This is a genomic window from Pantoea ananatis PA13, from assembly GCF_000233595.1.
GTDB lineage: Bacteria > Pseudomonadota > Gammaproteobacteria > Enterobacterales > Enterobacteriaceae > Pantoea > Pantoea ananatis.
Genome location: NC_017554.1, coordinates 3966822 through 3990737, shown reverse-complemented (window position 1 = coordinate 3990737; position 23916 = coordinate 3966822). Strand labels below are relative to the sequence as shown.

At 49.4% G+C, this 23916-nt stretch carries 18 protein-coding genes, 1 tRNA gene and 1 pseudogene; 7 read left to right on the top strand and 13 right to left on the bottom strand.

Annotated elements, in window-relative coordinates; translation table 11 throughout:
- The first annotated feature begins 310 nt into the window (after positions 1–310).
- The gene (locus PAGR_RS18830; protein ID WP_014606714.1) at positions 311–1261 is read left to right on the top strand and encodes an ABC transporter substrate-binding protein; all 951 of its coding nucleotides are present in this window, start codon (positions 311–313) and stop codon (positions 1259–1261) included.
- On the opposite strand, the gene PAGR_RS18825 is transcribed toward PAGR_RS18830, so the two are convergent.
- Positions 1254–2135, bottom strand: a complete 882-nt coding sequence (locus PAGR_RS18825) for a ribokinase (protein WP_014595193.1) — start codon at positions 2133–2135, stop codon at positions 1254–1256. The genes PAGR_RS18830 and PAGR_RS18825 overlap by 8 nt on opposite strands.
- Positions 2136–2164: 29 nt before the next feature.
- On the opposite strand from PAGR_RS18825, the gene PAGR_RS18820 reads away from it, so the two are divergent.
- Entirely contained in the window at positions 2165–3010 is an 846-nt protein-coding gene (locus PAGR_RS18820; RefSeq protein ID WP_013024406.1) for a BtpA/SgcQ family protein, read from the top strand.
- Between the two features lie 345 nt (positions 3011–3355).
- Here PAGR_RS18820 and PAGR_RS18815 read toward each other — a convergent pair whose 3' ends face one another.
- The 4 genes from PAGR_RS18815 to PAGR_RS23925 form a co-directional block, all read right to left on the bottom strand.
- On the bottom strand, positions 3356–4645 hold the full coding sequence (locus PAGR_RS18815) for a DUF445 domain-containing protein (RefSeq protein WP_014606713.1): 1290 nt from the start codon (positions 4643–4645) through the stop codon (positions 3356–3358).
- 367 nt (positions 4646–5012) lie between these two features.
- Complete coding sequence (locus tag PAGR_RS18810) at positions 5013–6263, bottom strand: type II toxin-antitoxin system HipA family toxin (RefSeq protein ID WP_014606712.1); 1251 nt, start codon at positions 6261–6263, stop codon at positions 5013–5015.
- Complete coding sequence (locus PAGR_RS18805; protein ID WP_014606711.1) at positions 6260–6565, bottom strand: helix-turn-helix domain-containing protein; 306 nt, start codon at positions 6563–6565, stop codon at positions 6260–6262. Before PAGR_RS18805 ends, PAGR_RS18810 begins: the two co-directional genes overlap by 4 nt.
- Positions 6566–6766: 201 nt before the next feature.
- The gene (locus tag PAGR_RS23925) at positions 6767–6907 is read right to left on the bottom strand and encodes a hypothetical protein (RefSeq protein WP_158307931.1); all 141 of its coding nucleotides are present in this window, start codon (positions 6905–6907) and stop codon (positions 6767–6769) included.
- A 261-nt stretch (positions 6908–7168) separates the two neighbouring features.
- On the opposite strand from PAGR_RS23925, the gene PAGR_RS18800 reads away from it, so the two are divergent.
- Positions 7169–7663 carry a hypothetical protein gene (locus PAGR_RS18800; RefSeq protein WP_014606710.1) on the top strand — a complete coding sequence of 165 codons (495 nt, stop codon included), beginning with the start codon at positions 7169–7171 and terminating at the stop codon, positions 7661–7663.
- A gap of 32 nt (positions 7664–7695) precedes the next feature.
- Here the strand turns inward: PAGR_RS18800 and PAGR_RS18795 are convergent, their stop codons facing one another.
- The 5 genes from PAGR_RS18795 to PAGR_RS18775 all read right to left on the bottom strand — a co-directional run bounded on the left by PAGR_RS18795 (position 7696) and on the right by PAGR_RS18775 (position 13007).
- Entirely contained in the window at positions 7696–9198 is a 1503-nt protein-coding gene (locus PAGR_RS18795; RefSeq protein WP_014606709.1) for a helicase HerA-like C-terminal domain-containing protein, read from the bottom strand.
- 91 nt (positions 9199–9289) lie between these two features.
- On the bottom strand, positions 9290–10858 hold the full coding sequence (locus tag PAGR_RS18790) for an ABC transporter substrate-binding protein (RefSeq protein WP_014606708.1): 1569 nt from the start codon (positions 10856–10858) through the stop codon (positions 9290–9292).
- Positions 10859–11016: 158 nt separating this feature from the next.
- Complete coding sequence (locus PAGR_RS18785; protein WP_014606707.1) at positions 11017–11685, bottom strand: MarC family NAAT transporter; 669 nt, start codon at positions 11683–11685, stop codon at positions 11017–11019.
- 12 nt (positions 11686–11697) lie between these two features.
- Complete coding sequence (locus PAGR_RS18780) at positions 11698–12333, bottom strand: hypothetical protein (RefSeq protein WP_006121820.1); 636 nt, start codon at positions 12331–12333, stop codon at positions 11698–11700.
- A 182-nt stretch (positions 12334–12515) separates the two neighbouring features.
- Positions 12516–13007, bottom strand: a complete 492-nt coding sequence (locus PAGR_RS18775; RefSeq protein ID WP_014606706.1) for a YjjA family protein — start codon at positions 13005–13007, stop codon at positions 12516–12518.
- Between the two features lie 231 nt (positions 13008–13238).
- Between PAGR_RS18775 and PAGR_RS18770 the strand changes: the two genes are divergently transcribed.
- The 3 genes from PAGR_RS18770 (at position 13239) to PAGR_RS18760 (ending at position 16030) form a co-directional block, all read left to right on the top strand.
- A tRNA-Leu gene (locus PAGR_RS18770) sits at positions 13239–13323 on the top strand.
- Between the two features lie 198 nt (positions 13324–13521).
- Positions 13522–14775, top strand: coding sequence for a tyrosine-type recombinase/integrase (locus tag PAGR_RS18765; RefSeq protein WP_014606705.1), 1254 nt, complete (start codon positions 13522–13524; stop codon positions 14773–14775).
- 223 nt (positions 14776–14998) lie between these two features.
- Complete coding sequence (locus PAGR_RS18760) at positions 14999–16030, top strand: DUF4917 family protein (protein WP_237711070.1); 1032 nt, start codon at positions 14999–15001, stop codon at positions 16028–16030.
- A 130-nt stretch (positions 16031–16160) separates the two neighbouring features.
- On the opposite strand, the gene PAGR_RS18755 is transcribed toward PAGR_RS18760, so the two are convergent.
- The 3 genes from PAGR_RS18755 to PAGR_RS18740 all read right to left on the bottom strand — a co-directional run bounded on the left by PAGR_RS18755 (position 16161) and on the right by PAGR_RS18740 (position 23137).
- Positions 16161–19178, bottom strand: coding sequence for a type I restriction endonuclease subunit R (locus PAGR_RS18755; protein WP_014606703.1), 3018 nt, complete (start codon positions 19176–19178; stop codon positions 16161–16163).
- A 243-nt stretch (positions 19179–19421) separates the two neighbouring features.
- Positions 19422–20723, bottom strand: coding sequence for a restriction endonuclease subunit S (locus PAGR_RS18745; RefSeq protein ID WP_014606702.1), 1302 nt, complete (start codon positions 20721–20723; stop codon positions 19422–19424).
- Positions 20720–23137 carry a type I restriction-modification system subunit M gene (locus PAGR_RS18740; RefSeq protein WP_014606701.1) on the bottom strand — a complete coding sequence of 806 codons (2418 nt, stop codon included), beginning with the start codon at positions 23135–23137 and terminating at the stop codon, positions 20720–20722. The genes PAGR_RS18745 and PAGR_RS18740 overlap by 4 nt, the downstream gene beginning before the upstream one ends.
- A gap of 379 nt (positions 23138–23516) precedes the next feature.
- On the opposite strand from PAGR_RS18740, the pseudogene PAGR_RS18735 reads away from it, so the two are divergent.
- Positions 23517–23909 (top strand): annotated as a pseudogene (locus tag PAGR_RS18735) (DNA helicase); the annotation flags it as partial.
- Positions 23910–23916: the final 7 nt, after the last annotated feature.

Genomic DNA, 23916 nt, shown 5'->3' with positions numbered 1-23916 from the left:
CTATCTGTAACACAGTTACGCGCGCCGGATACAGTATTTTTGCGCCGCCCCTGGCGATAAAATAATCGCTTGACAAAATCTGAGCGGAAGAGAATGGTAGAGACAGTTTACCGCATTACCCGGGAGTCACTCCCACACCGGCTTAGCCCGTTTCAGGTGTTCACCATAATGGACAGTGAGCAGAAACGCGGTTATTCAGGTTCAGGCTGAATAAGCCATTCACACGATATTTGCCCGCCAACAATAATCCCTCTGCATTTCGATGCGGAGATCGACTGGTTATCGCACATTCCCGACGAGGAATTTTAAGATGATGGCATTTAACACCAGAAAACTGCGTTCTGTTGCGCTGGCAACGGGCTTACTGGCAGCGGGTTCGTTTTTTACTTTGGCTCATGCAGCACCAACTTATGCGCTGGTACAGATCAACCAGCAGGCCCTGTTCTTTAATCAGATGAATCAGGGTGCACAGGAGGCAGCGAAAGCCAGCGGTAAAAATTTAGTGATCTTCAACGCCAACGATAATCCCGTATCGCAAAACGACGCGATAGAAAATTATATTCAGCAGGGCGTGAAGGGCATTATGGTGGACGCGATTGACGTCAACGGCATTATGCCTGCGATTAAAGAAGCGGCCGCCGCTAAAATACCGGTGATTGCGATTGATGCGGTATTACCGGCGGGCCCACAGGCGGCGCAGGTGGGCGTGGATAATCTGGAAGGCGGTAAGATTATCGGCAAATATTTTGTCGATTACGTGGCGAAAAATATGGGCGGCAAAGCGCGGCTGGGCATTGTAGGCGCGCTGAACTCAGCCGTGCAAAACCAGCGTCAGAAAGGCTTTGAAGACACCATTAAGAGCAATCCTGGCATTACCGTCGCGGACGTGGTGGATGGCCAGAACGTGCAGGACACCGCGATGACGGCAGCAGAGAACCTGATCACCGGCAACCCGGACCTGACGGCCATTTATGCCACTGGTGAACCGGCGTTACTGGGCGCGATTGCGGCCGTAGAGAACCAGGGGCGGCAGAAAGACATCAAGGTGTTCGGCTGGGATCTGACGTCAAAGGCGATCACCGGTATCGATAACGGTTATGTCACTGCCGTTCTGCAGCAGGACCCGAAAAAAATGGGTGAAGAGGCGGTCAAAGCTCTGAACGCGGTGACGTCCGGCAAAACCGTGTCGAAAACCATTCTGGTACCGGCGACGGTTGTCACCAAAGCCAACGTGGACAGCTACCGCGCGATGTTTAAGTAACGCCTGACTCGCCGCCTGCACTCAGCAGTGCGGCGAGTTCGTTGACGGAGGGGAAGGCACTCAGCGTGCCACGACGGCTCACCGTGATGGCGGCCGCCTGACTGGCATGAGTAAGTGCTAACTTATCAATTTGAACCTGGCGCCTGAGTGCCGACGCCAGCATGACGGCAAGAAAGGTATCGCCCGCGCCGGTGGTATCCAGCGCCTCGACGGGCGTGGCAGGGCAAAACTCGCGGCGGTCTCCCTGAATCAGCCAGGCACCCGCGCTACCGTGAGTAACCACTAACGTTTTAACCGCTTCAGGATGCAACTGCCGGGCTTCGTGCTGATTCACCACGGCAATATCCACCAGCGGCCAGCAGGCACTGAACCCGGCATGGACCGGCGAAGGGTTAAAGACGGTGATCAGGCCACGCGACTTCGCCAGCTGGAACAGCGCATGGGTTTTCTCCGGCGAGAAGTTGCCCTGCTGCACCAGGACATCGCCAGCGCGTGCCGCGGCCAAATGTGCACTGATGATATCAATGCTCAACGCATCGGCTGCCCCTGTGCTGGTAATGATGGCGTTGTCGCCGTCGGCGCTGTTTAGAATAAGCGAGGTATCGCTAAAGGGATGAACCGGTTCAGCGGGCATAAAATAAAGCGGCTCCAGAGTGAGCTGCTGGCGAAGAGTTATTCCATTGTTGTCTTTGCCCGTCGCGGCAATTAAATGGGTTTCTATGCCGCAGCGGGATAACAGAATCGCCTGATTCGCGCCTTTACCGCCGATATCCTGCGAAACTTTATTTCCATGAACCGATGCGCCTTTTAACGGAATATCGGCAATGCTCCAGGTTTCATCGACAGTGATATTTCCGGCCACATAAACACGCATAGTGTTTCCCTGAACAGGATAAAGACAAGATGGTTGCTATATCAGCAGAAAAAAATGATGCAATACAAGCGATATTTTCCCGCCCCAAAGCGGTCATTGGCGTGATTCACTGTGACCCGTTTCCCGGCTCGCCTAAATACCGGGGGAAATCAGTTAAGGCGATAACAGAGCGTGCCCTGCGCGATGCGGAAAATTATATTTGCGGCGGCGTTCATGGCCTGATTATTGAAAACCACGGCGATATTCCGTTTTCAAAACCCGAGGATATTGGCCCGGAAACGTCGGCCCTGATGGCGGTTATCACGGAAAAAGTGCGCGAACGGTTTGGCGTGCCGCTGGGCATTAACGTGCTGGCGAACGCGGCGCTGCCGGCCTTTGCCACCGCGCTGGCGGGCGGGGCGGATTTTATCCGCGTCAACCAGTGGGCGAATGCTTACATCGCCAATGAAGGCTTTATTGAAGGGGCCGCCGCCAAAGCGTTGCGCTACCGCAGCCAGCTGCGTGCCGAACATATTCGGGTGTTTGCCGACAGCCATGTTAAACACGGCAGCCATGCGATAGTGGCCGACCGCTCCATTCAGGAACTGACGCGCGACGTTGACTTCTTTGACGCGGACGCCGTGATCGCCACCGGACAGCGCACCGGCGACAGCGCCACCCTGGACGAAATCGACGAGATCCGCGCCGCCACCGCCTTACCGCTGCTGGTGGGGTCGGGCGTCACGCCTGCCAATGTCTGCCAGATCCTGGGCCGCACCCAGGGCGTGATTGTCGCCAGCGCGCTCAAGGTGGACGGCGTCTGGTGGAACGATGTGGATCTGGAAAGGGTTAAACACTTTATGGCCGTGGCGCAGGCGGCGCTGGATAAGGCCTAGCCGCCGTTTAGCGTCAGCCACAGGCAACAAAAAACCCCGCGGGTGAGGCGAGGTTTTTTGTTTACGTCAGCACGGTTACGTGCGGTGCACATCATGCATTATCAACCTAATCAGCCTGTTACAGGCAGCGGAAAGGGTCGCAGGCTGTAAGTGCTCCTGACCACAGGAGCCAGCGTATGAGGTGGATAGAAATCGCTCGCGTATTTCTTAAGCTCATGGTTGCACTACTGCAACTGCTTGAAATTATCGTGAACTCCTTCAGGTAAAGCACGTTCAGGCCGCACCTGAGGGAGGTGATATTCACCTCCCTTTAATCACAGGGTTCGAAAAAGCAGAACGGTTACGTCAGGCCAGCCAGCCTTTCACCACCGGCAGCACCGCCGGAATCTGCGACAGCAGGTAGAGAATCAGGCCGATGGTGCCGCCCACCAGCGTGCCGTTGATGCGGATAAACTGCAGGTCCTTACCGATATTCAGCTCGATCTGCTGCGACATATCGCGCGCATCCCAGCTTTTCACCGTGTCGCTGATATGGCGCGTCAGGAACGCCGCGAATTCTGGCGCGACGCTGCGGGCGGCGTCTTCCAGATGCTGATTCATGGAGCTACGCAGTCCTTCATCGGCGGCCAGGGTTTCGCCCAGCCACAGGGCCGCCTGACGGACCTTGTCCTGCACTTTTGACGCCTCGCTGTTGAGATCCGCTTTCAGCCAGTCGCGCAGATCGCCCCACAGCTCGCCAATATAGCGGTTCAGCGTGGGATCGTCTTTCAGCCAGCCTTTGATCACCTCGGCGCGCTCGGCCATCTCGGGATCGTTTTTCAGCTTTTCGATCAGGCGATCCACCGCGCGATTAAAGCCCAGCCGCAGCTCGTGGCCCTGATCCAGCGCCACGTCATCCAGCAGGGAATCCACCGCGTTGGCCACCAGCTCTGCGCTGTGCTCTCCCAGCCATTCTGTCGGCAACATTTTGGCCTTGATGGGGTGCTCGCGCTTCAGCCAGCGCACCAGCTGGCTGGCGATAAATTCCCGGGTGCTGGGCTTATGCAGCAGCCGCAGCAACTGCTCGACCGCCGCATCCAGCAGTTCCTGATGCCGGTTATTTTTGGTCAGGCTTTCCAGCATCAGCGCGCCGCTCTGGCTGAGATCCACCTTGTCGATTGCCTTATGCACCGCGCGGCGCATAAAGTGCTGGATGCGCGCGTCATCGGTCAGATCGAGAAAGCCGCGCATGACCTGCAGCAGGTGGCGACCGATCCTATCGGCATTGCCGGGCGCGCTCAGCCAGGTGGCCAGCATTTGCGAGGGATCGTGACGGCGGATCAGATTCAGCAGCGAATCGGTATCCAGAAACTTTTCCTGCACAAAGCGGCCCAGATTTTCCCCAATGCGATCTTTATTGCGCGGGATGATCGCCGTATGACGGGCAATAAACGGCACCGGTACGCGGCGAAACAGCGCCACCACCGCAAACCAGTCAGCCAGCGCGCCGACCATTGCGGCTTCGGCGATGGCTTTGATGCCGCTGACGTAAAAGCTGGGCGGCAGAAACAGGGTAACCACAAAGGTAGCGGCAGCCAGCAGCAGCAGCGACAGCGCCAGACGTTTGGTCCGTTTTAGTTCACGTTGTTTATCCATGTCCTGATCTTAGCAGCTTGCCTGATGATTAAGTATAAAATGCCGGTTTGCGCCCGTGTTACCCCGAACAGAATGGGGCTTGTTTAACGCAGTAAATTTGCGACAAATTAGATGAGTAGTGAGATGAATCACACCAAAATTTATCCCTGGATAACGGCTTTCGTGAATCAGGTGCCCGGCATCAGAAACAGGATTCAATGCACGAAACGGATCAGGGTTAAATCACGGGTTAACCGGCGACGGGCAGCCGAAACGAATCAAGTCTCCAGCAGCGCACTGACGCTGGGAAGTAAGGTACATTGCCGACAAAAAAAGGACTATAATCCCATTTATCGCTACCTAATGGGAATAAATTCCCATTATGATGTCAGACGTTGAATGCCGATTCCTGTAGGGCTTGCTCGGCCCGGCCAATGCCTAAGCCCTTAGCAACATGTCGCCACGACTTCACCGCGCTCAGCACCTCATCGTAGATTTTCGTTGCGTCACTCTGTGACAGCCTGAAGAAATCTTTTACCTCAAAAGCGAGTCGGTAATCGAGCGAGTTGTCTGAATCATTAATATTGAGATGAAGCCCTTGCTTGCCGACAATCGGGTTTACGTCATAAGCCGGTGATAACGTCCAGCCCTGCCGTGTGAGCAAGAAACCGTGATTGCGCAGATGGTCGTCAGTATTCGATACGGCAATATTCAACACGATTCTGCGCCATAGCTGGGCTAAATCGGCTTTTGTTTGCGCGCCCTGAGTGGAGAGAAATTCGGCGATTTCTAAATAACTGGCCCCCTGCGACTGCTCACCATCATAGTAGTGAAGCTGTGTCATTGCCGATGAAAAATGAATCCGCTTTTCACCCTCGCGATCGAAGCGGCGAGTTAAAAAGGTATGGTGTGTTGATGAAAACCGCCTGATTTCGGCAGGAGACATATTAACGCCAGCCGCGATGGCCAACTGATGGCACACCATCTCCCATCCACCGATGTCACAGGTGTCTGTGGTGTTGGGAAACTTGGCGATCCACAGCTGGTTATTCTCATCGGTCACACAGGCCTTTGGCCTTGCACCGCCTAATGATGACCCTGGTGAAATCAGCATTTTCAACCAGGCGTAATATTCATCACTATCAATATTTTCATCTTTTTCAATTTGTAGGGCGGCATGCTCTAATTCTCGCAGCGCCGCGATTGGCGGGGCGGCAAAATCACTGTTGTTATCCAGAAAATCATCGCATCCTGATTTCCTGAATCGAATACCGCCCATTCGATAAGCATCATGTACGCCCAGAAGATAATCCAGCTCAGTCAGTCGACTATTCGCCCGCATGCCCTTACGCGCTTCAATCGCTGCGCGACGCTGCATCAAAATACGCCCCCAGCGATCGGGTGACGAATCGAGAAAAGCGCGGAAGTTTTTATTTGCTTCGTCGTTGTAGAGTTCCCCTGAGTGAAGCGTCAGCATAGGATCGATTTGCAAACGGTGGGGAGAGGTTAAAAATGCGTTGTCATATGAAAAGCTGAATACACCGCCACGACTGGAATCACTGTAAGAAAGGTGGCCCAGCAATAAAGGTTTCTCTATGGGTTGCCAGTCTGCATAGACCTCAATGCTTTCACGACTCATTTTGAACCTTCCAGCAGTTTAATGTTTTGCAGCTTAATACCGACCTCATCGTGAGCCGCCATTTCTGCAAAATTGTTTTCCATTCCCAGCACGGCCATGATTTTTAAATAGGTGCCAATGGCAACGCCCGGATCGCCTGCGAAGGCCTTGTTTATCGTCTTATGATCAAAACCGGTTCGCTCGCATAGCAATTTTTTAGTGAAGCCACGGCGTTTCATCGCCAATAGCAAATCCTCACCAAAGTGCATGAGGATTTTGCGTTGCCTGGGAAACAACACATTGTGCAAATCTCGTTTTGCCATCAACCTATCATCCGGGACTAAATTCCCAATTTTGGTTCAATGATGGGAATATAGTCCCTTTTTTGAAGTTGTACAATCAATCTTCGTTTTGACCCTTTCAACGCGAATTCGCATAATTTATGCCTCTGAGCGGGTAGCGAGAACATCACCCCAACCTGATTTCTGTACGTAAAAGCGCAGAACTGTCATAGAAATGTCAGTTCAGCGTATATCGTTAAGCTCATTATCAATGCGGAGCGCAGGGGAAAAAGCGTGCGCGACAGTGGATAGCCTGGCCATTACCGTTTCATGATGGCGATAGCCACGGGGATGCATGTCAGACATGGTGAAAGTATGCGACATTTCTGATCGTTAACGCCCTACAAAATTGCTATTGGTTATCCTCGCAGCAGCGCACCCATAGCACGCTTTATCCGGCGCTTGTCACTCAGATTTAGCGCACGACTGGCGCATGTCGTGGAAAATTTGTTAAGAAAGTGGATGTTCTTGAGTGGCTTATTTGCATTAATTGTTCAATTTACTCTGGGCTCAACCGCAATGCACTGTGCGGTATCTCAATTTGTTGACGCACCCTATCCATGGAACCAGACCAGGAGAATTCACGTGAAAGCAATCGCAACGGCAACCGCAAGTCTGTTGATGTTAATGAGTGGCGTATCCGCGCAGGCGGAAGGGCTGACCACCTCGCAGGATGGTAAAAACCTGACCGTCAGCTTCGGCCAGCCCACCATTAAGCAGGTGCTGCATTACCGTAAAATGTACGACAAAAAACCCTTCCCCGATGCCGAAATTTATTACTACGACAACGGCACCTATAAAATCATCTCGCAGGGGGAAAACCACTACGGCGTTTACGTGATGCAGGGTAAGTTTGATGATGAGACCTTCACGGTGCGCTTTATCTCGCTGCCTTCCACCGACTGGGGCAACAAAACCGCCTTCCATCAGCTGACCTTTGTGCGCGGCGACAAGCAGAACGTGTTTATCCAGAACGCGATTGTTGATACCGGCGAGGCGATCGCCCAGCAGAACGGCACCTACACCCAGGAAAAGAACACCGTCACCAATCCGGTGTCTACCAGCTGGAAGCACAAGTAGCGTTGAGGTGGCAGCCCGGCTGCCACCGTATTTTACCGACGACGTCCGCCAAACAGGCTGCCCAGCATGCCGCGAACGATCTGGTTAGTAATCTGACGTCCCGCGCTTTTTGCCATGGTTTGCACCACGCCATCCCGCTTGCCGCCGCGCGGACCGGTGCTGCCAAACAAAATGTCTTTTAATCCCCCCAGAATGCCGTCATCGACCGCCACCGCGTTGCCTTTGGCTTCGGGCGCATTGGCCTTGTCACTGGCGGCCTGAACGCCCTGTTGCAGACGTTCGTAAGCCGATTCCCGATCGACTTCTGTGTCGTACTTGCCCGACAGCGGAGAATGGTTGATCAGCCCGTTGCGCTCGTCCGTGTTCACCGGCCCCATGCGCGAGCCGGGTGCGATCACCATCGCCCGCTCCACCACCGACGGGCTGCCTTTGGCATCCAGAAAGGAGATCAGCGCTTCGCCGGTGCCCAGCGCCTGTATCGCCTCCACGGTTGTAAAGGCCGGATTGGCGCGCAGGGTTTCGGCGGCGGTTTTCACCGCTTTTTGATCGCGCGGGGTAAAGGCGCGCAGCGCATGTTGCACCCGGTTGCCTAGCTGGCCCAGCACGCTGTCGGGAATGTCCGCCGGATTCTGCGTCACAAACCAAATCCCCACGCCTTTGGAGCGGATCAGGCGGATTACCTGCTCAATCTTCTCCAGCAGCACCGGCGGCGCCTCGTTAAACAGCAGGTGCGCCTCATCAAAGAAGAACACCAGCTTCGGTTTATCCAGATCGCCCGCTTCCGGCAGGTGCTCATACAGCTCTGACAGCATCCACAGCAGGCTGGTCGCGTAAAGTTTGGGCATCTGATACAGCTTCTCGGCCGACAGGATGTTAATAACGCCTTTGCCGTTGCTGTCAACGCGCATCCAGTCGCTAATCTCCAGCATCGGCTCGCCAAAGAAGTGCTCTGCGCCTTGCTCCTCCAGCGCCAGCAGCCCGCGCTGGATCGCGCCCACTGAGGCGCTGTTAATGTTGCCGTACTGCGTCTGAAAGCTTTTCGCGTTATCGCCGATGTACTGTGTCATGGCGCGCAGATCTTTAAAATCCAGCAGCAGCAGGCCCTGGTCGTCAGCGATACGGAAGATGATCTGCAGCACGCCGCTCTGCACCTCGTTCAGGTTCAGCAGCCGCGCCAGCATCAGCGGCCCCAGATCCGACACCGTCGCGCGCACCGGATGGCCTTTCTCGCCGAAAATATCCCACAGCACCACCGGGCTGCTGGTCGGCTGCCAGTCGGTCACACCGATGTTGGCCAGCCGCGCCTGCAGCTTTTCGCTGCTCTGGCCTGCCATCGCCACGCCGGTTAAATCGCCTTTCACATCCGCCATAAACACCGGCACGCCGATGGCAGAGAAGGATTCCGCCAGCTTTTGCAGCGTCACGGTTTTGCCTGTGCCGGTGGCACCGGTGATCAGGCCGTGGCGGTTTGCCATCTGCGGCAGCAGGTGCAGTTGAACGTCAGGGGTTTGGGCGATAAGCAGGGGAGCGGTCATAGCGAAGTACTCACAAATAGTCAGTCATGCGTCAAGCATAGCCAGCGGGGCGGCAGCCGTCAGTAAAGATTACGTGCTGCCGCCCTGAAATTTACTTCTCCACCTCTTCAAAATTCAGCAGCGTGACGCCAATCCCCTGTTGCGCGTGCGTCACGTTCTTGCGCAGCGCTACCTGAACCTCGCCCTGCAGCATCACCACGTAAGGCGAGTTCTGCTGAAGCTGCTGTTGCAGCGAGACGTAATCGGCCCGGCGCTTCGCAGCATCGCTTTCTCCGGCGGCTTTGCGCGTCAGGGCGCTCAGCTCCGGAATATCCCAACCTACGCGCCAGGCCAGGGTTTTGCTGCCGTTCGGCACGTTATAGGCGAAGGTGCTGGCGTTAGTGTTCGGATCGATGTAGTCCGCGCCCCAGTAGGTAAAGATGGATTCGAAGTTGCGGCTACGCATCTTGCTCCACAGCTCGGATTCCGCCACCGGCTGGATATCCAGATTTACATCCGCCTTCGCAAAGCTCGACTGCAGCGCCTGGGCAATATCGATATAAGGCGGCTGATTCACCACCGACAGCGCGATGTGCGCGCCGGGCTTAATGCCGCCTTTGGCTAAAATCGCTTTGGCCTTCTCGACATCGTAGTGGAACGGTTTGGTTTCCAGCGCGCCGTCAAAGCCTTGGGGCAGGAAGCTCTGGTGTACGCGATATTGCCCCTTCAGAAGCTGATTCGCCAGGCTGTCGTAGTCCACCAGCCAGCGCGCCGCCTGCCATAAGGCCGGATTGCCCAGCGCAGGCTGCTGCGTACTTTTGGTGTTAAAGCCCAGGTAGTAGATCAGGCTGGAGGGAAACGCGGCGATGTGCACGTTGGGATCGCTTTTCAACGAGGCAAGCTGATCCGGCCCCAACTGGTACGCCGCATCCACATCGCCCTGCTGGATCAACAGCCGACGGGTGCCCGGATCGGCCACGCCTTTCAGCAGCACCCGTTTCAGGTGCGCTTTCTGGGTGCTGTTGGGATTGGCCTCCAGCACCAGCGCCTGCAGGGGCACGAACTGCTTGATTGCGTAGGCCGCGCTGCCCGCCGAGTGGGTTTTCAGCCAGCCATTGCCGAAGTCGTTATTGGCGACATGCGACTGCGCCAGCTTGCTGTCAACGATGGAGGAGACCGGCGCGGTCAACAGGCGCAGGGCCAGATCCTGCCCGATCTCTGCCGGCCAGCGTAGCTCCAGTTGATGATCGTTGATCACGGTGAACTGCTGCTCGATGTTCTCCGGCGTCCAGCCAAATTCCCCGAGGATAAACGAGGGCGCTTTGTTCAGCTTTACCGCGCGGGTTAAGGAGAACACCACGTCCTGCGCCGTTAACGGATTGCCGCTGGCAAAACGCGCCTGCGGATTCAGGTCAAACACCAGGCTGTGCGGGGTTTTGCCCGCCTGCCAGCGCAGGGCCGCCAGCGGGGCCAGCTTCTGCGGATCCTGATGGTCCGGCTCCAGTAACGTCTGATAGATATTACGCAGGCTGCTGTTGCTGACGGTTTCAAAGCTTTCCGCCGGATCGAAACTGATAATGCCGTCCAGCGGCACGGCGACCACAAACGTATCTTTCGGCGTTGCCGCGTGGGCGGCAGAGGAGAGAGCAAGGGCGGTAAGCAGGAGCAGCGGTTTGCGCATAGCGGTTATCCTTAATGATTGATAACCCTACTGTAACCCGCGCCAGAGCAGGTCAAAATGCCGGTTTGTTCTGAGCTATGCCAGTTTTGCCTTAGCCGATTTGTCTTAGCCGATTTGCCTTAGATGACAGGCCGCCCAGAGGCGGGCGGCTCAGGCCGTCAGTGGAAGTTATGAATGACTTCCAGCACGCCGTTAATAATGAACTGGACGCCCATGCAGACCAGCAAAAAGCCCATCAGGCGTGAGATTGCCTCGATGCCGCCTTTACCCACCAGGCGCATGATCGCCCCTGAACTGCGCAGGGAAATCCATAAAATCACGCTCACTACCAGGAATGTCAGCACCGGCGCGACGTTCAGTACCCAGGCAGGGAAATCCACCCCGCTGCGCACGGTAGAGGCCGAGGAGATGATCATCGCGATCGTCCCTGGCCCGGCCGTGCTCGGCATCGCCAGCGGCACAAAGGCGATGTTCACCGGTTCCTGCGCGGTTTCCAGCTCATCGTGCTTGTGTTTGGCTTCAACCGAATGGCCCACCGGCTTCGCCGGAAACAGCATCCGAAAACCAATAAACGCCACGATCAGCCCGCCTGCGATGCGCAGCCCCGGAATGGAGATGCCGAACGTGTGCAGCACCGCGCTGCCGGCGTACCAGGCCACCATCATGATGGCGAACACATAGATGCTCGCCTGCAGCGCCTGGCGGTTGCGCTCCTGAAAACTCATCTCACCGGCCAGGCCCAAAAACAGCGCCACGGTGGTGAGCGGGTTGGCGAGCGGCAGGATCACCACCAGCCCCAACCCGATTGCTTTGATTAACTCCAGCATGCCTTATCCCGCTTAGTGTTTAGGACGTTCCAGCGCTTCCAGCAGCTCCGGGAAGAAGTCTTGCAGGATCTCCGGCGTCATCAGCTCCGGGTACTGCATCAGGTGCTCGCGGATACGTTCGTTTACGTCTGGGATCAGGCGCTGTGCCGCATCGCTGGCGCTGATTTTGTGCTTCTTCATGCTGCGCAGCAGGTCGGCGGGCAGGTTATCTTCGTCTTCGTTATCTTCCACCATCTCCAGCGCGTCCAGCTCGTCGAACATCTCCATCAACGCTTCGGTCTGCGGCGTGCGGGATTCATATTCGCGCGGATGCTCTTCTGCCATATAGCGCAGCATCAGGCGCATCGGCGTGCCATCGGGGGACTTGGGCGGTTCGGCGGCGAACCAGGTCAGCAGCTGGTGGATGGTCACCTGATGGACGTGATAACCGTTATCCACCAGCTCGTCGGCCAGCAGCTCGGCGCTTTCGTTTTCAATCAGACAGATATGCGTGCGGTTGGGATCGTACTCTTCGAGCCACTGGTAGATCTCTTCGATCACCCCATCGTCGTACTCGAACTTTTTGTTTACATAGCTCCCTTCTGACGCATTTACGCAGGCTGTGATCAGGTCTGGATCGAAGTAAATTGCGATGTTGATACCTTTCATGCGTGCTGTCCTGTTCAAATCCAAAACATCACTATAGCGCCCAACGCATTAGGAAGGAAAACTTATGACTTAACGTGTTGCGATACAAGGTGATGCAGACAGAGGGCGGGGGACTGACTGGCGGGAAAAAAGCGGGTAAGAAGGGGCGATAAACCTGCCAGCGCGGGGCTGGCAGGCGGCTGTCAGGAGATGAAGTTTTTACCCTGTTTCAGCACCACGTCACAGGCTTTGGTTTTGAGCTTCTCGCCCATCGGCGAGTTGCTGAGGCTTTGCAGGTTTAGCTGCTGGCCATTGCCGGTGTTCAGCAGCCCGGCCACGCCCTGAGTGTAATCCGGTTTCTGCTCCTGCGCGGCGGTGGTATTCAGGCCCAGCTTGCTCAGCACCTGGTCTTTTACCGACTGCACGTTGTTTTTCACCACGTTGTGCTCCACGCAATACTGCATCACGCCGGCGGCATTGGTCATGCTGTTGGCGCTCATGGCTCTGTCGTTGCTGTTCAGCAGGCTGGTAATAGAGGACATCGACAGCCCGCCGTTCTGCTGACCTGCTGCACCGTGGTTTTGCTGGCTCAGCTGGTTGGCGGCACTGCTCAGTTGATCCTGCCAGCTTGCGGCTGACGCATTGCCCGCCAGCAGCAGGGCTGCCAGGGCGCAGGCGATATGGCGCTTTTTCATTTCGACCTCGGTTGGGTTTTATGCTTCGTGCTGTTAAGAGGCGGTGCGGATGAGAAAGTTCCGACGGGATGATGAGGAGAAGGCGGTTTGGGAGGATTCTGGCAGCGGGACAGCGCGGGTTTACCGGCTTCCGTGTGTTTTTTCGCCGCTTAGCGCACATCACAGCGGAATTGGGTTGCGTGCTGGGCATGTAACGGTATAATCGCCAACGTTTTCCGCATCCTCTTCAGTGCCGAAGTGGCGAAATCGGTAGACGCAGTTGATTCAAAATCAACCATCGAAAGATGTGCCGGTTCGAGTCCGGCCTTCGGCACCATCGGAACATCAATAGACGTCAACCGACGTCTTTTTTTGTGCCTGAAATCCAGTATCCGCAAGGCTTTCCTCGCTTTTTCACTCAACCTAAGTCAACCTGATTCAATCTACATCAACTTACTGATGTGGGTACATCTGCGGGTATATCCCGGTTCGATTATGCTTGTACCCACACAGAACCCTTGAAAGGATACTCATCATGGCTCTGAGTGATGTGAAGGTTCGTTCGGCTAAGCCTGAAGCAAAAGCCTATAAACTTACTGACGGCGACGGTATGGTTTTGCTGGTTCACCCTAACGGCTCCAAATACTGGCGGCTACGTTATCGCTTCGGTGGTAAAGAGAAGATGTTGGCGCTGGGGAAATACCCTGAAGTGTCGCTGGCGGATGCCCGGGCACGCCGGGATGAAGCCCGTAAGCTATTAGCTAACGGCGTCGACCCTAGTGAGAATAAGAAAGCTGCTAAGGTAGAACAAGAGCAGGAAGCGATAACGTTTGAAGTGGTTGCCCGAGAATGGCATGCCAGCAATCAGAAGTGGTCCGCATCGCATAGCGCTCGTGTTTTGAAAAGTCTGGAGGATAATCTTTTTGATGCCATTGGTAAGCGGAACATTGCGGAACTGAAGACGCGGGATCTTCTTGTACCCATCAAAGCGGTGGAATCATCCGGACGACTCGAAGTTGCGGCTCGTTTGCAACAGCGGACTACCGCGATTATGCGGTTTGCAGTGCAGAGTGGTTTAATCGACTACAACCCCGCGCAAGAGATTGCTGGCGCGGTTGCTACGGCGAAAAGACAGCACCGTGCTGCTCTGGAGCTTAACCGCATTCCTGAATTGCTTCATCGCATTGATCACTATTCTGGCAGACCCTTAACTCGATTGGCTGTTGAACTCACTTTGTTAGTTTTCATCCGTTCAAGCGAGCTGCGTTTTGCCCGTTGGACAGAAGTGGATTTTGAAACGGCTATGTGGACGATCCCTGGTGAGCGTGAACCGCTGGAAGGTGTAAAGCATTCTCAGCGTGGTTCGAAGATGAAGACTCCTCACCTTGTTCCTTTGTCGCGGCAAGCAGTAGCCATTCTGGAAAAGATCAAAAGCATGAATGGGAATCGAGAGCTGATTTTCGTAGGCGATCACGATCCCCGTAAGCCGATGAGTGAGAATACGGTGAACAAGGCTCTTCGAGTGATGGGCTATGACACAAAAACGGAAGTCTGTGGGCATGGGGTCAGGACGATGGCGTGTAGTTCGTTGATTGAGTCGGGGCTGTGGTCGAGAGATGCGGTAGAGCGGCAGATGAGTCACCAGGAGCGTAACTCAGTACGTGCAGCTTATATCCATAAGGCCGAGCACTTGGATGAACGCAGACTGATGTTGCAGTGGTGGGCGGATTATCTGGATGCTAATCGGGTGAAGGGGATAAGTCCGTTTGATTTTTCGAAAAATAATTGAAATGCGCTGAGATACTTTGATGAAAAACCTCAGTGCATTTTCCTATAAGTGTATGATTATTACTCACTATAACATATTTTCTTTCATTTGAAGATGGTCTGCTTATGTAAATGTGATGAAGATTACAGATGTTTACTATCGACTTCTTTACTCTTACTGCTGTGAATAATAGTAAGTATATCCAAACTTGGATTTTTTAGGAATAAAGAATTAAATGGAAATAATGAGTTTTGAGGAAGTAATTACTTATTTACATAAGAAATCTCGGCCATATTCTCTACTTATGGGGAATGGTTTTAGTATGGCCTATGATAACGAAATATTCTCATATAATGCCCTTTATAATTTTTTAACGTCGAGAGATGATCAATTAATCAATAAACTTTTTGATGTGATAAAAACTAAAAATTTTGAATTAGTAATGCAGCAATTAGATACAACATTGGCCTTGTTAAAGGCTTTTGGCTCGGATGATAAGTTGCAGAGTGATATTATTTTAGCAAGCAAAAAGTTGAAAGACGGTTTGCTAAGTTCGATACATCAACTTCATCCTGAGCATGTATATAAAATCCCAGAGAAAAAGATAATTGCTTGTGCTGAATTCTTAAATCTATTTATTAAAAGCGGCGGGCATGTTTTTTCTACGAATTATGACATGTTATTATATTGGACCCTTATGCGCAAGCATGTTGAAAATGCTATCGATGGCTTTGGTCGAGAGATAGAAAATCTTGATGAAGTGCTCCGTGGAGAAACGGCTGAATATTCGGAACTTGTGTGGGGGCCAAATATAGAGAACCAAAATATTCATTATTTACATGGTGCTTTACATATTTTTGACTCAGGGGTTGATATTGAAAAGGAACAATATGATCAAAGTAATTTTTTATTAGAAAAGATTAAAAAAAGACTCGATAGAGGAAGTTATCCAATATTTGTAACAGCCGGAAACGGAGATGAAAAACTTAACCACATTAGGCATAATAGATATCTATCTCATTGTTTTGATAAATTATCATCAGTCGATGGCTCTTTGATTACTTTTGGTTTTAATTTTGGTGAGTATGATGAGCATATCATTGAAGCGATCAACAAAGCGACGCATGCTCAAAATAAAACCCCTCCAAAACTATGGAGTGTTTATATTGGGGTTTATTCTGATAATGATGCGGAACATATTCGTTCAATACAATCAAAATTCCACGCAAAAGTAAAAATTTTTGATGCAAAAACAGTTAATGTTTGGGGTGTTTAATTTAAATGCTGTAACAATTTTCTTATGGCATGAATTAAGTTGAGGTTTATTAACCTCAACTCTTCTTCAATTCTAATTTTTTCGCTGATCTTAGCAACCAATACAGCATTATCTCTGGGGAAGCTCCAATTTACTCACCGATCATTCGTTGCATGCTTTGTGTCCAGGATGCTTTGAATGCTGAGTCTCCTGCAAACAGCTTATAAAGCTCCAGCTCATCCTTACGTCGTTGCAACATAATCTCTTTGAGCATCTTTTCAAAAGCCAAGTTTCTGTTATGTGGATCAGGATTATTTCTATACTTAGTCTCAAAATCAGGGTGATTACGAATGCTCTCAGCAATGTTTATAAACTTCACTTTCTGCTCTTCAGGCGTAGCACTCCACCCTTGGAACCACCTCTCATTGAAGGTACGGATTATTTCGTCTAATGGATCTTTTTCCTTTTCACTGCTATGTGCTCCACGTGGGTTTGGGTTTTGTGGATCAAGCTCCGCTTCCTCATCGCTCAACTTGATTGTGTGATTGAGCTTCACACGCTGCAGCCCATAGGAACTCAAATCAACAGAATCTAAAAGCTCATCAATGGCATCTGCATCAGGGTCTTCAACTTTCAGCTTAGGTATGAGGAATTTCAAGAACCAGAACAGTTTCTCCCAAGTCACCATCTCATAAGGCATGATAGAGGCCATTTGCCCATAGATTTTCACGAATTGTTTGGCTTTAATTTTGAAATCAACTTTAGCTTCAGGTTCGAGTTCTAACTCATAGTCAAAACGAGCTGCTGCAACATCGATTATCGGGCTGAGAGTCTGGGCATCCTCATTATTAAAGTAACGAATTACAAACTCTTCAATTTCAAGCCACTCATAGACCCCCACATCATCCATTTCGTCTTTTAACTCATGCAGCACATTAATATCGGTGGCTTGCGACAAAGATGTGGCTGTATAAAACGGATCAAATGCTAACTGAATATCTTCAACAGAATTGAAGAAATCCAGTATAAACAAATCCTCTGTTTTCTTTCCCAACTTGGGTGCACTACGATTGAGTCGCGACAATGCTTGCACACACAAGACGCTCGCTAGCTTTTTATCCACATACATCGCACAAAGCTTTGGCTGGTCGAATCCGGTGAGATATTTGTTGGCGACGACTAAAAGTCGATATTCATCAGTGTCAAACATATCTTTAGTATCAGTTTCGGCAAAGCCATTGATATCGGCTTCAGTGTACTCAATCCCATCAACTTCTTTCGTACCCGAGAATGCAATCAGAATTTTAAATGGGTTGCTTTGTTCTTCAAGTATACGTTTGATGGCTTTGTAGTATCGAATGGCAGTCTCAATGTTTTGAGTTACTACCATCCCTTTTCCTTTACCTTTGAGCTTTTTCGCATTTACCACGTGAGGCACAAAATGCTCCAGCATGATCTCTGCCTTCGTATCAATAGTCTGCTGACTACGTTCAACATAGGCTCTAAGTTTTTTCTGGGCTTTTTTAGTATCGAACTCTGGGTTGTCAGCTATCGATTTTTCAATCTCATAATAGCTTTTGTAAGTCGTATAATTGGCAAGCACGTCCAGAATAAAACCTTCTTCTATCGCTTGTTTCATCGAGTAAAGATGTAAGGGTTTAAATGCACCATCTTCCTGACGCTCTCCAAATTTTTCTAGCGTGCTGTTTTTCGGCGTTGCAGTAAACGCCAGATACGATGCATTACCTCGCATTTTACGCGACTTCATTGCCTGAAGAATTTTATCCTGAGCATCTTCAGCCTCTTCAACTCCAGCCTTACCCATTACTCGGTTCATATTGTCATGCGCTGAACCTGACTGAGAACTGTGTGCCTCATCGATGATCACGGCGAAACGCTTATCACTCAGATCGGCAATACCATCAATGATAAACGGAAATTTTTGAATCGTCGTAATTATGATTTTCTTGCCGTTTTCAAGTGCTTGCTTAAGCTCAGATGATTTGTGCGCAGGGGCAATAATATTTTTTACCTCTGAGAACTCTTTAATATTATCCCGCAATTGCTTATCCAACAGGCGTCTGTCAGTCACGACAATCACAGAGTCGAATAAAGGCTGCTCCAAGCTTTTACCACCTGCCTCAGATTCGGTAGCAGGATAGGTCTCAATAAGCTGATAGGCAGCCCAGGTAATTGAATTAGACTTACCAGAACCAGCCGAGTGTTGAATTAAATATGTCTGGCCAACGCCATGAGTGGCAGCATGATCGACCAATTTTCTGACAACATCTAGTTGGTGGTATCGAGGGAAAAACAAGGTTCGCTTCGGTAATGGCTCTTTGCTTGTGCCATCCAGACGGACAAAGTGTTGAATGATGTTGGCCAGGCTTTCTTTGGTGAATATCTCTTGCCATAGATATGCCGTTTTGTGGCCAGCTGGGTTAGGGGGATTACCTTGGCCAAGATTGTGCCCTTTATTGAACGGCAAGAAAAATGTATTTTTTCCCGCCAACTTCGTGGTCATATAGACCTCGTCCGTATCCACTGCCATATGCACCAGACAACGACCAAAGGTCAGTAATGGCTGAGTAGCATCACGATCGTCACGATATTGCTTTTGCCCATGGTAGCGAGCCGTTTGTCCCGTCCAGGCATTTTTTAACTCCAAGGTGATCAACGGTATACCGTTGATGAACAACACCATGTCTATTTCTTGTAAAGGATTCGCTACCGAGTAACGTACCTGCCTGGTACAACTAAAAACGTTATCAGCAAAGTTTTGCTTTACCTTCTCGCTACTGCTCGCTAGTGGTGCCGGATAGAGCAAAATAAAATGGGCATCATCTACACTCAGGCCTTTCTTGAGTACGTGCAAAATACCGTGCTTTTTGATGAGTCGATCAAACCGTTCCAATAACTTGCGTTGCCAATCTGCTGGATTATTTTTTTGTAATTTAGTCAGTTCAGCTTCCTGTGTCTTTTCTAGAAATTTCCAGAAAAAACGCTCATCAATGGCATATTGCATATTAAAGTCACTAGAAGCACCAATGACATACCCTGTACCGGAGAACTGGGGGCTTAGGCCACCTTTAAGCTCTTCAGCACTGATACCTACCAAACATTTTTCAATGGTTGACTCTAATGCTTGTTCATTGGTTTGACTAACCATAGTTGTAAGATCCCTTATTCAAAATAACTCTATTTAGCACCAGTAGATCCAGATGTTCACGGGCATTACCAAAACTATCTCCCTGTAGTACTATCTGCAGTTCTTTGCATAGTGCTTTAGGTCGGTACGCCGTCAATTTCTTAAGACGTTGTGCGCTAAAGGCCCAAAAGCTACATTCGCTGAGCTTTTTGGCCTTAACTTGGCTGATTTGATAATTCCCCGTGAACATATTACAGCGTCCTATTATTCCACCATCTCTGGTGTAATTTTTATTTTTCCTGTCACGGCGCTATTGATCAGAGTGGCTTTGTATTCTTTTAGTTTTTTTATTTGTTTCTGTTGCAAATCAATAGTAAAGTCGTATGTTTTAGATTGTTCTTCAGCATATGCTAGAATTGCCAATTGCTCTTCTGCGGGTGCTACTGGTACATGAATGTCAAAAAGATCACTGGTATATAATCTAATCAAGCCTTCTACAATTCCTGTTGCTCGAATAATGAATTGTTCGATATATGAGGGATGACGAAATAATATCTCCAAATATTTCGCATCTACTATGTGAGCTTTACATTTATATACTGCGTAATCAGGGCTGACTAATCCTTTAAATTCAATGCAGCTTTTATAGAATACACCCAAGTGGGCTTTCAGCTTATTAAAAACTAGGTCGTTTTCGTAAACGACTTTGTTGTCAATGTTGCTAGCAGCCACTTCTGCCTTATCGTGATAATCTGCCCTAACAACTAAACCATGAATCTGACTGACCATAAACAGTGGTTCTTCTCCTGTTTTTGACCGTTCACTTCGCTCTTCTAAAATATATTTAAGGCGCTTGACCTCCCAATGTTTTGGGATTTTTCCAACCCAATTCACACCAGAGTCCTTCAATTGTACGTTTGGATCAAGCCCTTGTATGACTGCCTTTTGAATTAAGACTTGCTTGCATTCTTTAAGCAGTTTGATTTCCTGCTCCTTTATCAAAATAGCATCATCAATCTGCGCAACTTTTTTGTCAAGGAAGCTGGCGATTAAGAGTTGCTCTTGAATATTGGGTATAGGTAATAATGAATTTTGTAGTTCATCATAACTAATATTTTTACCTTCTCTAATGCCAATAATGGATGTTTGCAATTCCGAAATGAAAGCCTGGCATTTGAATAAATATCTGTAATATCTTTCCTGTAAATCAGTCCTTATAGACTTGAGTACAGTATAGGCTGGACTGATAATTCCATTATGATGACAATATTCTAAGCCTCCTTCAAAGGAACGTAAACTTATTGCAAAATCACCTTTTTCAATAAATTTAAAACTCTCTAAATTTCCAGAAGGCATCACCATTCTATTTTCTACCCATTCTCTAGGAACAACGCCTTTGTTTTGGGTAACAGATAAAAGTGTTTCACTAGCTTTGTTTTTTGTAGAAGTATCTTTGTATAAGAATTTCATTTTCATTGTTTGCCAGTGACTAGGTAAATAACCTAACCACTCTGCGGTTGAGTCGGTGTATGCTTCATATTTAGGTATTAAAAATGAATTAATCATGAAGCTTCTCCCTGAACCTCTTTCACTTTTACACCTAAAATATTTGCAATCAATCCATCCGCTTTTTGTTCCAGTGCAATAATGTCTTTCGCCACTTCTTCCAGACCTCTCAGTGGCTTATGTCTATAAAAGTATTTATTAAAGTTAATCTCATAGCCAATTTTTACTGTTTCTAAATTAATCCAGGCTTCATCGATATAGGGTTTTACTTCATCGAGAAAGTATTCATAAATGCTTTGTTTCAATGAAACAGACTCAAAGTCACGAAGATCAGCATTAGTCTCGTAAGTAATGTATTCGCCTTTTTTCCCGCTTGGGTAGTAACCGAAATCAGGCAAGTCATCTACTTCGCATTCATAGCGGTCAAGCAGATCATTTAATTTGTCACCGCTTAGCTTAACGACTTTTTTAACTACTTTCTTTGCTGATTCGTCATACCAACTGACGGCATTCAATATGACATTTTTCTCAGACGCAGATAATTTTACACCACTCAATTTAAGTGATTTATCGACAAGGCTCGTGAATTCATTAAAATCATCAAATTCATGATCGCCAATGTCAGACATCAATTGTTGAGCAGTTTCCAGAACGGTTCTAAGTGCCAACCAATGCTTGACATCAAGTAGTTTTGTCCTGGCTTTTGCATTTAAGCTAATTTCGTTCTCTTCACACCAGGCGAATATTTCTTTCTCAATGGATTTCAGAAAACTCTTTTTCTGATCACTGCCGAAACCTGTATTATTATAGACATTATCACCATATTCGGCATACAAGTGCATCATGATGTCGCTAAACTGCTTATCAAAACGCAATGGTGCAATGGCCTCTTGAGTAAAGCGTGCTTTACGCCGGTCTGGACGTTCAATAGTGACCTTATAGTAACCAAAGTCATCATTGCTAAAAACTTTACTGGAAATACCAATAGGGTCATTGTTTGTGTCTAACTGCCTTTCAACATCTATGCAAGAAAGGTAGGTATCGGTGATCTCAGTGATATGTTCAGGTGCAAATTCGCAGTTTTTATTGCCTAAATTTTTACGCAGTTTGCGATACAGTAAACTGGCATCAATTAACTGCACCTTGCCTTTTCGAGAGACTGGCTTATTGTTGTTAAGAACCCAAATGTAGGTAGTAATACCTGTGTTATAGAACAGGTTATTAGGTAATTGAACGATGGCGTCCAGCATATCGTTTTCTATAATTAACCGGCGAATATTACTCTCTCCACCGCCCGCATCCCCTGTAAATAAGGATGAGCCATTATGAACAGATGCGATCCGGCTACCAAGTGGGCTGACTCCGGGATCTTTCATCTTGTTGACCATTTCCATTAAGAACAGCAACTGGCCATCACTTGAGCGCGGTGTGGCATCGACTACTTCAACGTTACCCCAATAGTCTTTCAGGCTCACTTTAAAGCGAGGGTCAATCACATCACTTCCATCTTTGATGTGCTTCTGTTCGGACGCCCAACTCTTGCCGTAAGGCGGGTTAGACAACATAAAGTCAAACCGCGAAGATGCAAATTCGTCTGTAGATAGTGTAGAGCCTACTTTGATGTTCTCAGGGTTATTACCTTTAATCATCATATCTGATTTACAGATAGCGTAGGTTTCGTCGTTAATCTCTTTGCCGTACAAATAGATATCTCGGCTCTCGTTGGGATACTTCTCTTCAATGAAATTCTGAGACTCAGTCAACATACCGCCACTACCACAGGCTGGGTCGTAAACAGTCATGGTGAGTGGAAGTTGGTCCTTCACCGGATCAAAAACCAAGTGCGTCATCAGCTCGATCACTTCCCTGGGCGTAAAATGTTCACCGGCTTCTTCGTTGTTTTCTTCATTAAACTTACGGATTAGCTCTTCGAACACATAGCCCATACCCAAGTTGGTGAGGGCTGGCATCTTGTTGCCATCAGGGTCTTCCACGATTTCTGGCGTTAAATTGATGTGAGGAGAGACAAATTTTTCAACCACATCCAACAGAACTTGCTTCGAAGCCATGTGGCGAATTTGTGACTTAAGGTTAAAGCATTCAATGATTTCTTTAACGTTATCGCTAAAGCCCAGTAAATACTCTTCAAAGTTTGCCAGAAGTATTTGCTGATTGTTCGTCGCGGTGCTAAACAGTGACTTCAATGTCCATTTTGACGTGTTATAAAACACATAGCCACTGACTGACTTTAAGGGCTCATCATCCAGCTCTGTAGCTTGCATCTCTTCTTTTTGGAACTTAACTTCCGCCAACACTGCTTCCTTGGTTGGCTCTAACAAAGTATCCAAACGTCGCAAAACCACCATAGGTAAAATCACATCGCGGTACTTACCTCGAACGTACACATCGCGTAAGCAATCGTCGGCAATGTTCCAAATAAAAGAGATAAGCTTGTTGTGTACACTATGATCCATTTTTCTTCCTAATCACTGCTCATTTTTACATCTGAATGAAGAACTAAACTTCGCCTGCATGACTGTTGGTATGTTCACAAAAAGGTACAAGCAGCCAAGGATAGTTTCGAATCGTCCCAGTTTAACCAAGTACGCTCCTTAGTCCAGCCCTAACCTAGTATGGAACGATGGTGTTAAAGAACAGCTTGATATTCATGCTGTATCACATAATAAATGGCTTCTGCCTCGGTTGTTTTAACAGCTTCAGGGCAAAAGGCAATTTGATATTCCTCTCAGCACAAACAAATTCTTGCGCTCGTACTCGCATCGTGGACAATGTTTAACCATGATGATTTTATATCAACGAAATCAATAGTTTTATTTAAGTTACGGGATGGGAATGGACAGCAATACTCAAGGATTCACTTCATACTGGCGTAATACCTTAGCTGATGCCGAGTCTGGAAAAGGGGCATTTGAGCGCAAAGATGAAGATTCATTCACGCAATGGATGGATGTCGATCAGGGGAGGTTGGGTGAAGAGATCGTGCAATCGTTCTTCAAGGGCGAAGACGAGCAGGTTAAAACCGTCGAGGTGTTGTTACGGCCGCAGGTATGGATCCGCCTGCTAAAGTATGGCAAGGAACGTACGGCAGGCGCACCAGGTATAGTTACGCCTCTGGTGACTTCCGCACTGTTGAACCGCGAAGGCTTTTTATTCACTACATCTCTTGCCACCATTCCCCGTGACCTGCTCGAACCTCTTCCTAAAGGAACCTATTCTATTGGTGAGACAGCCA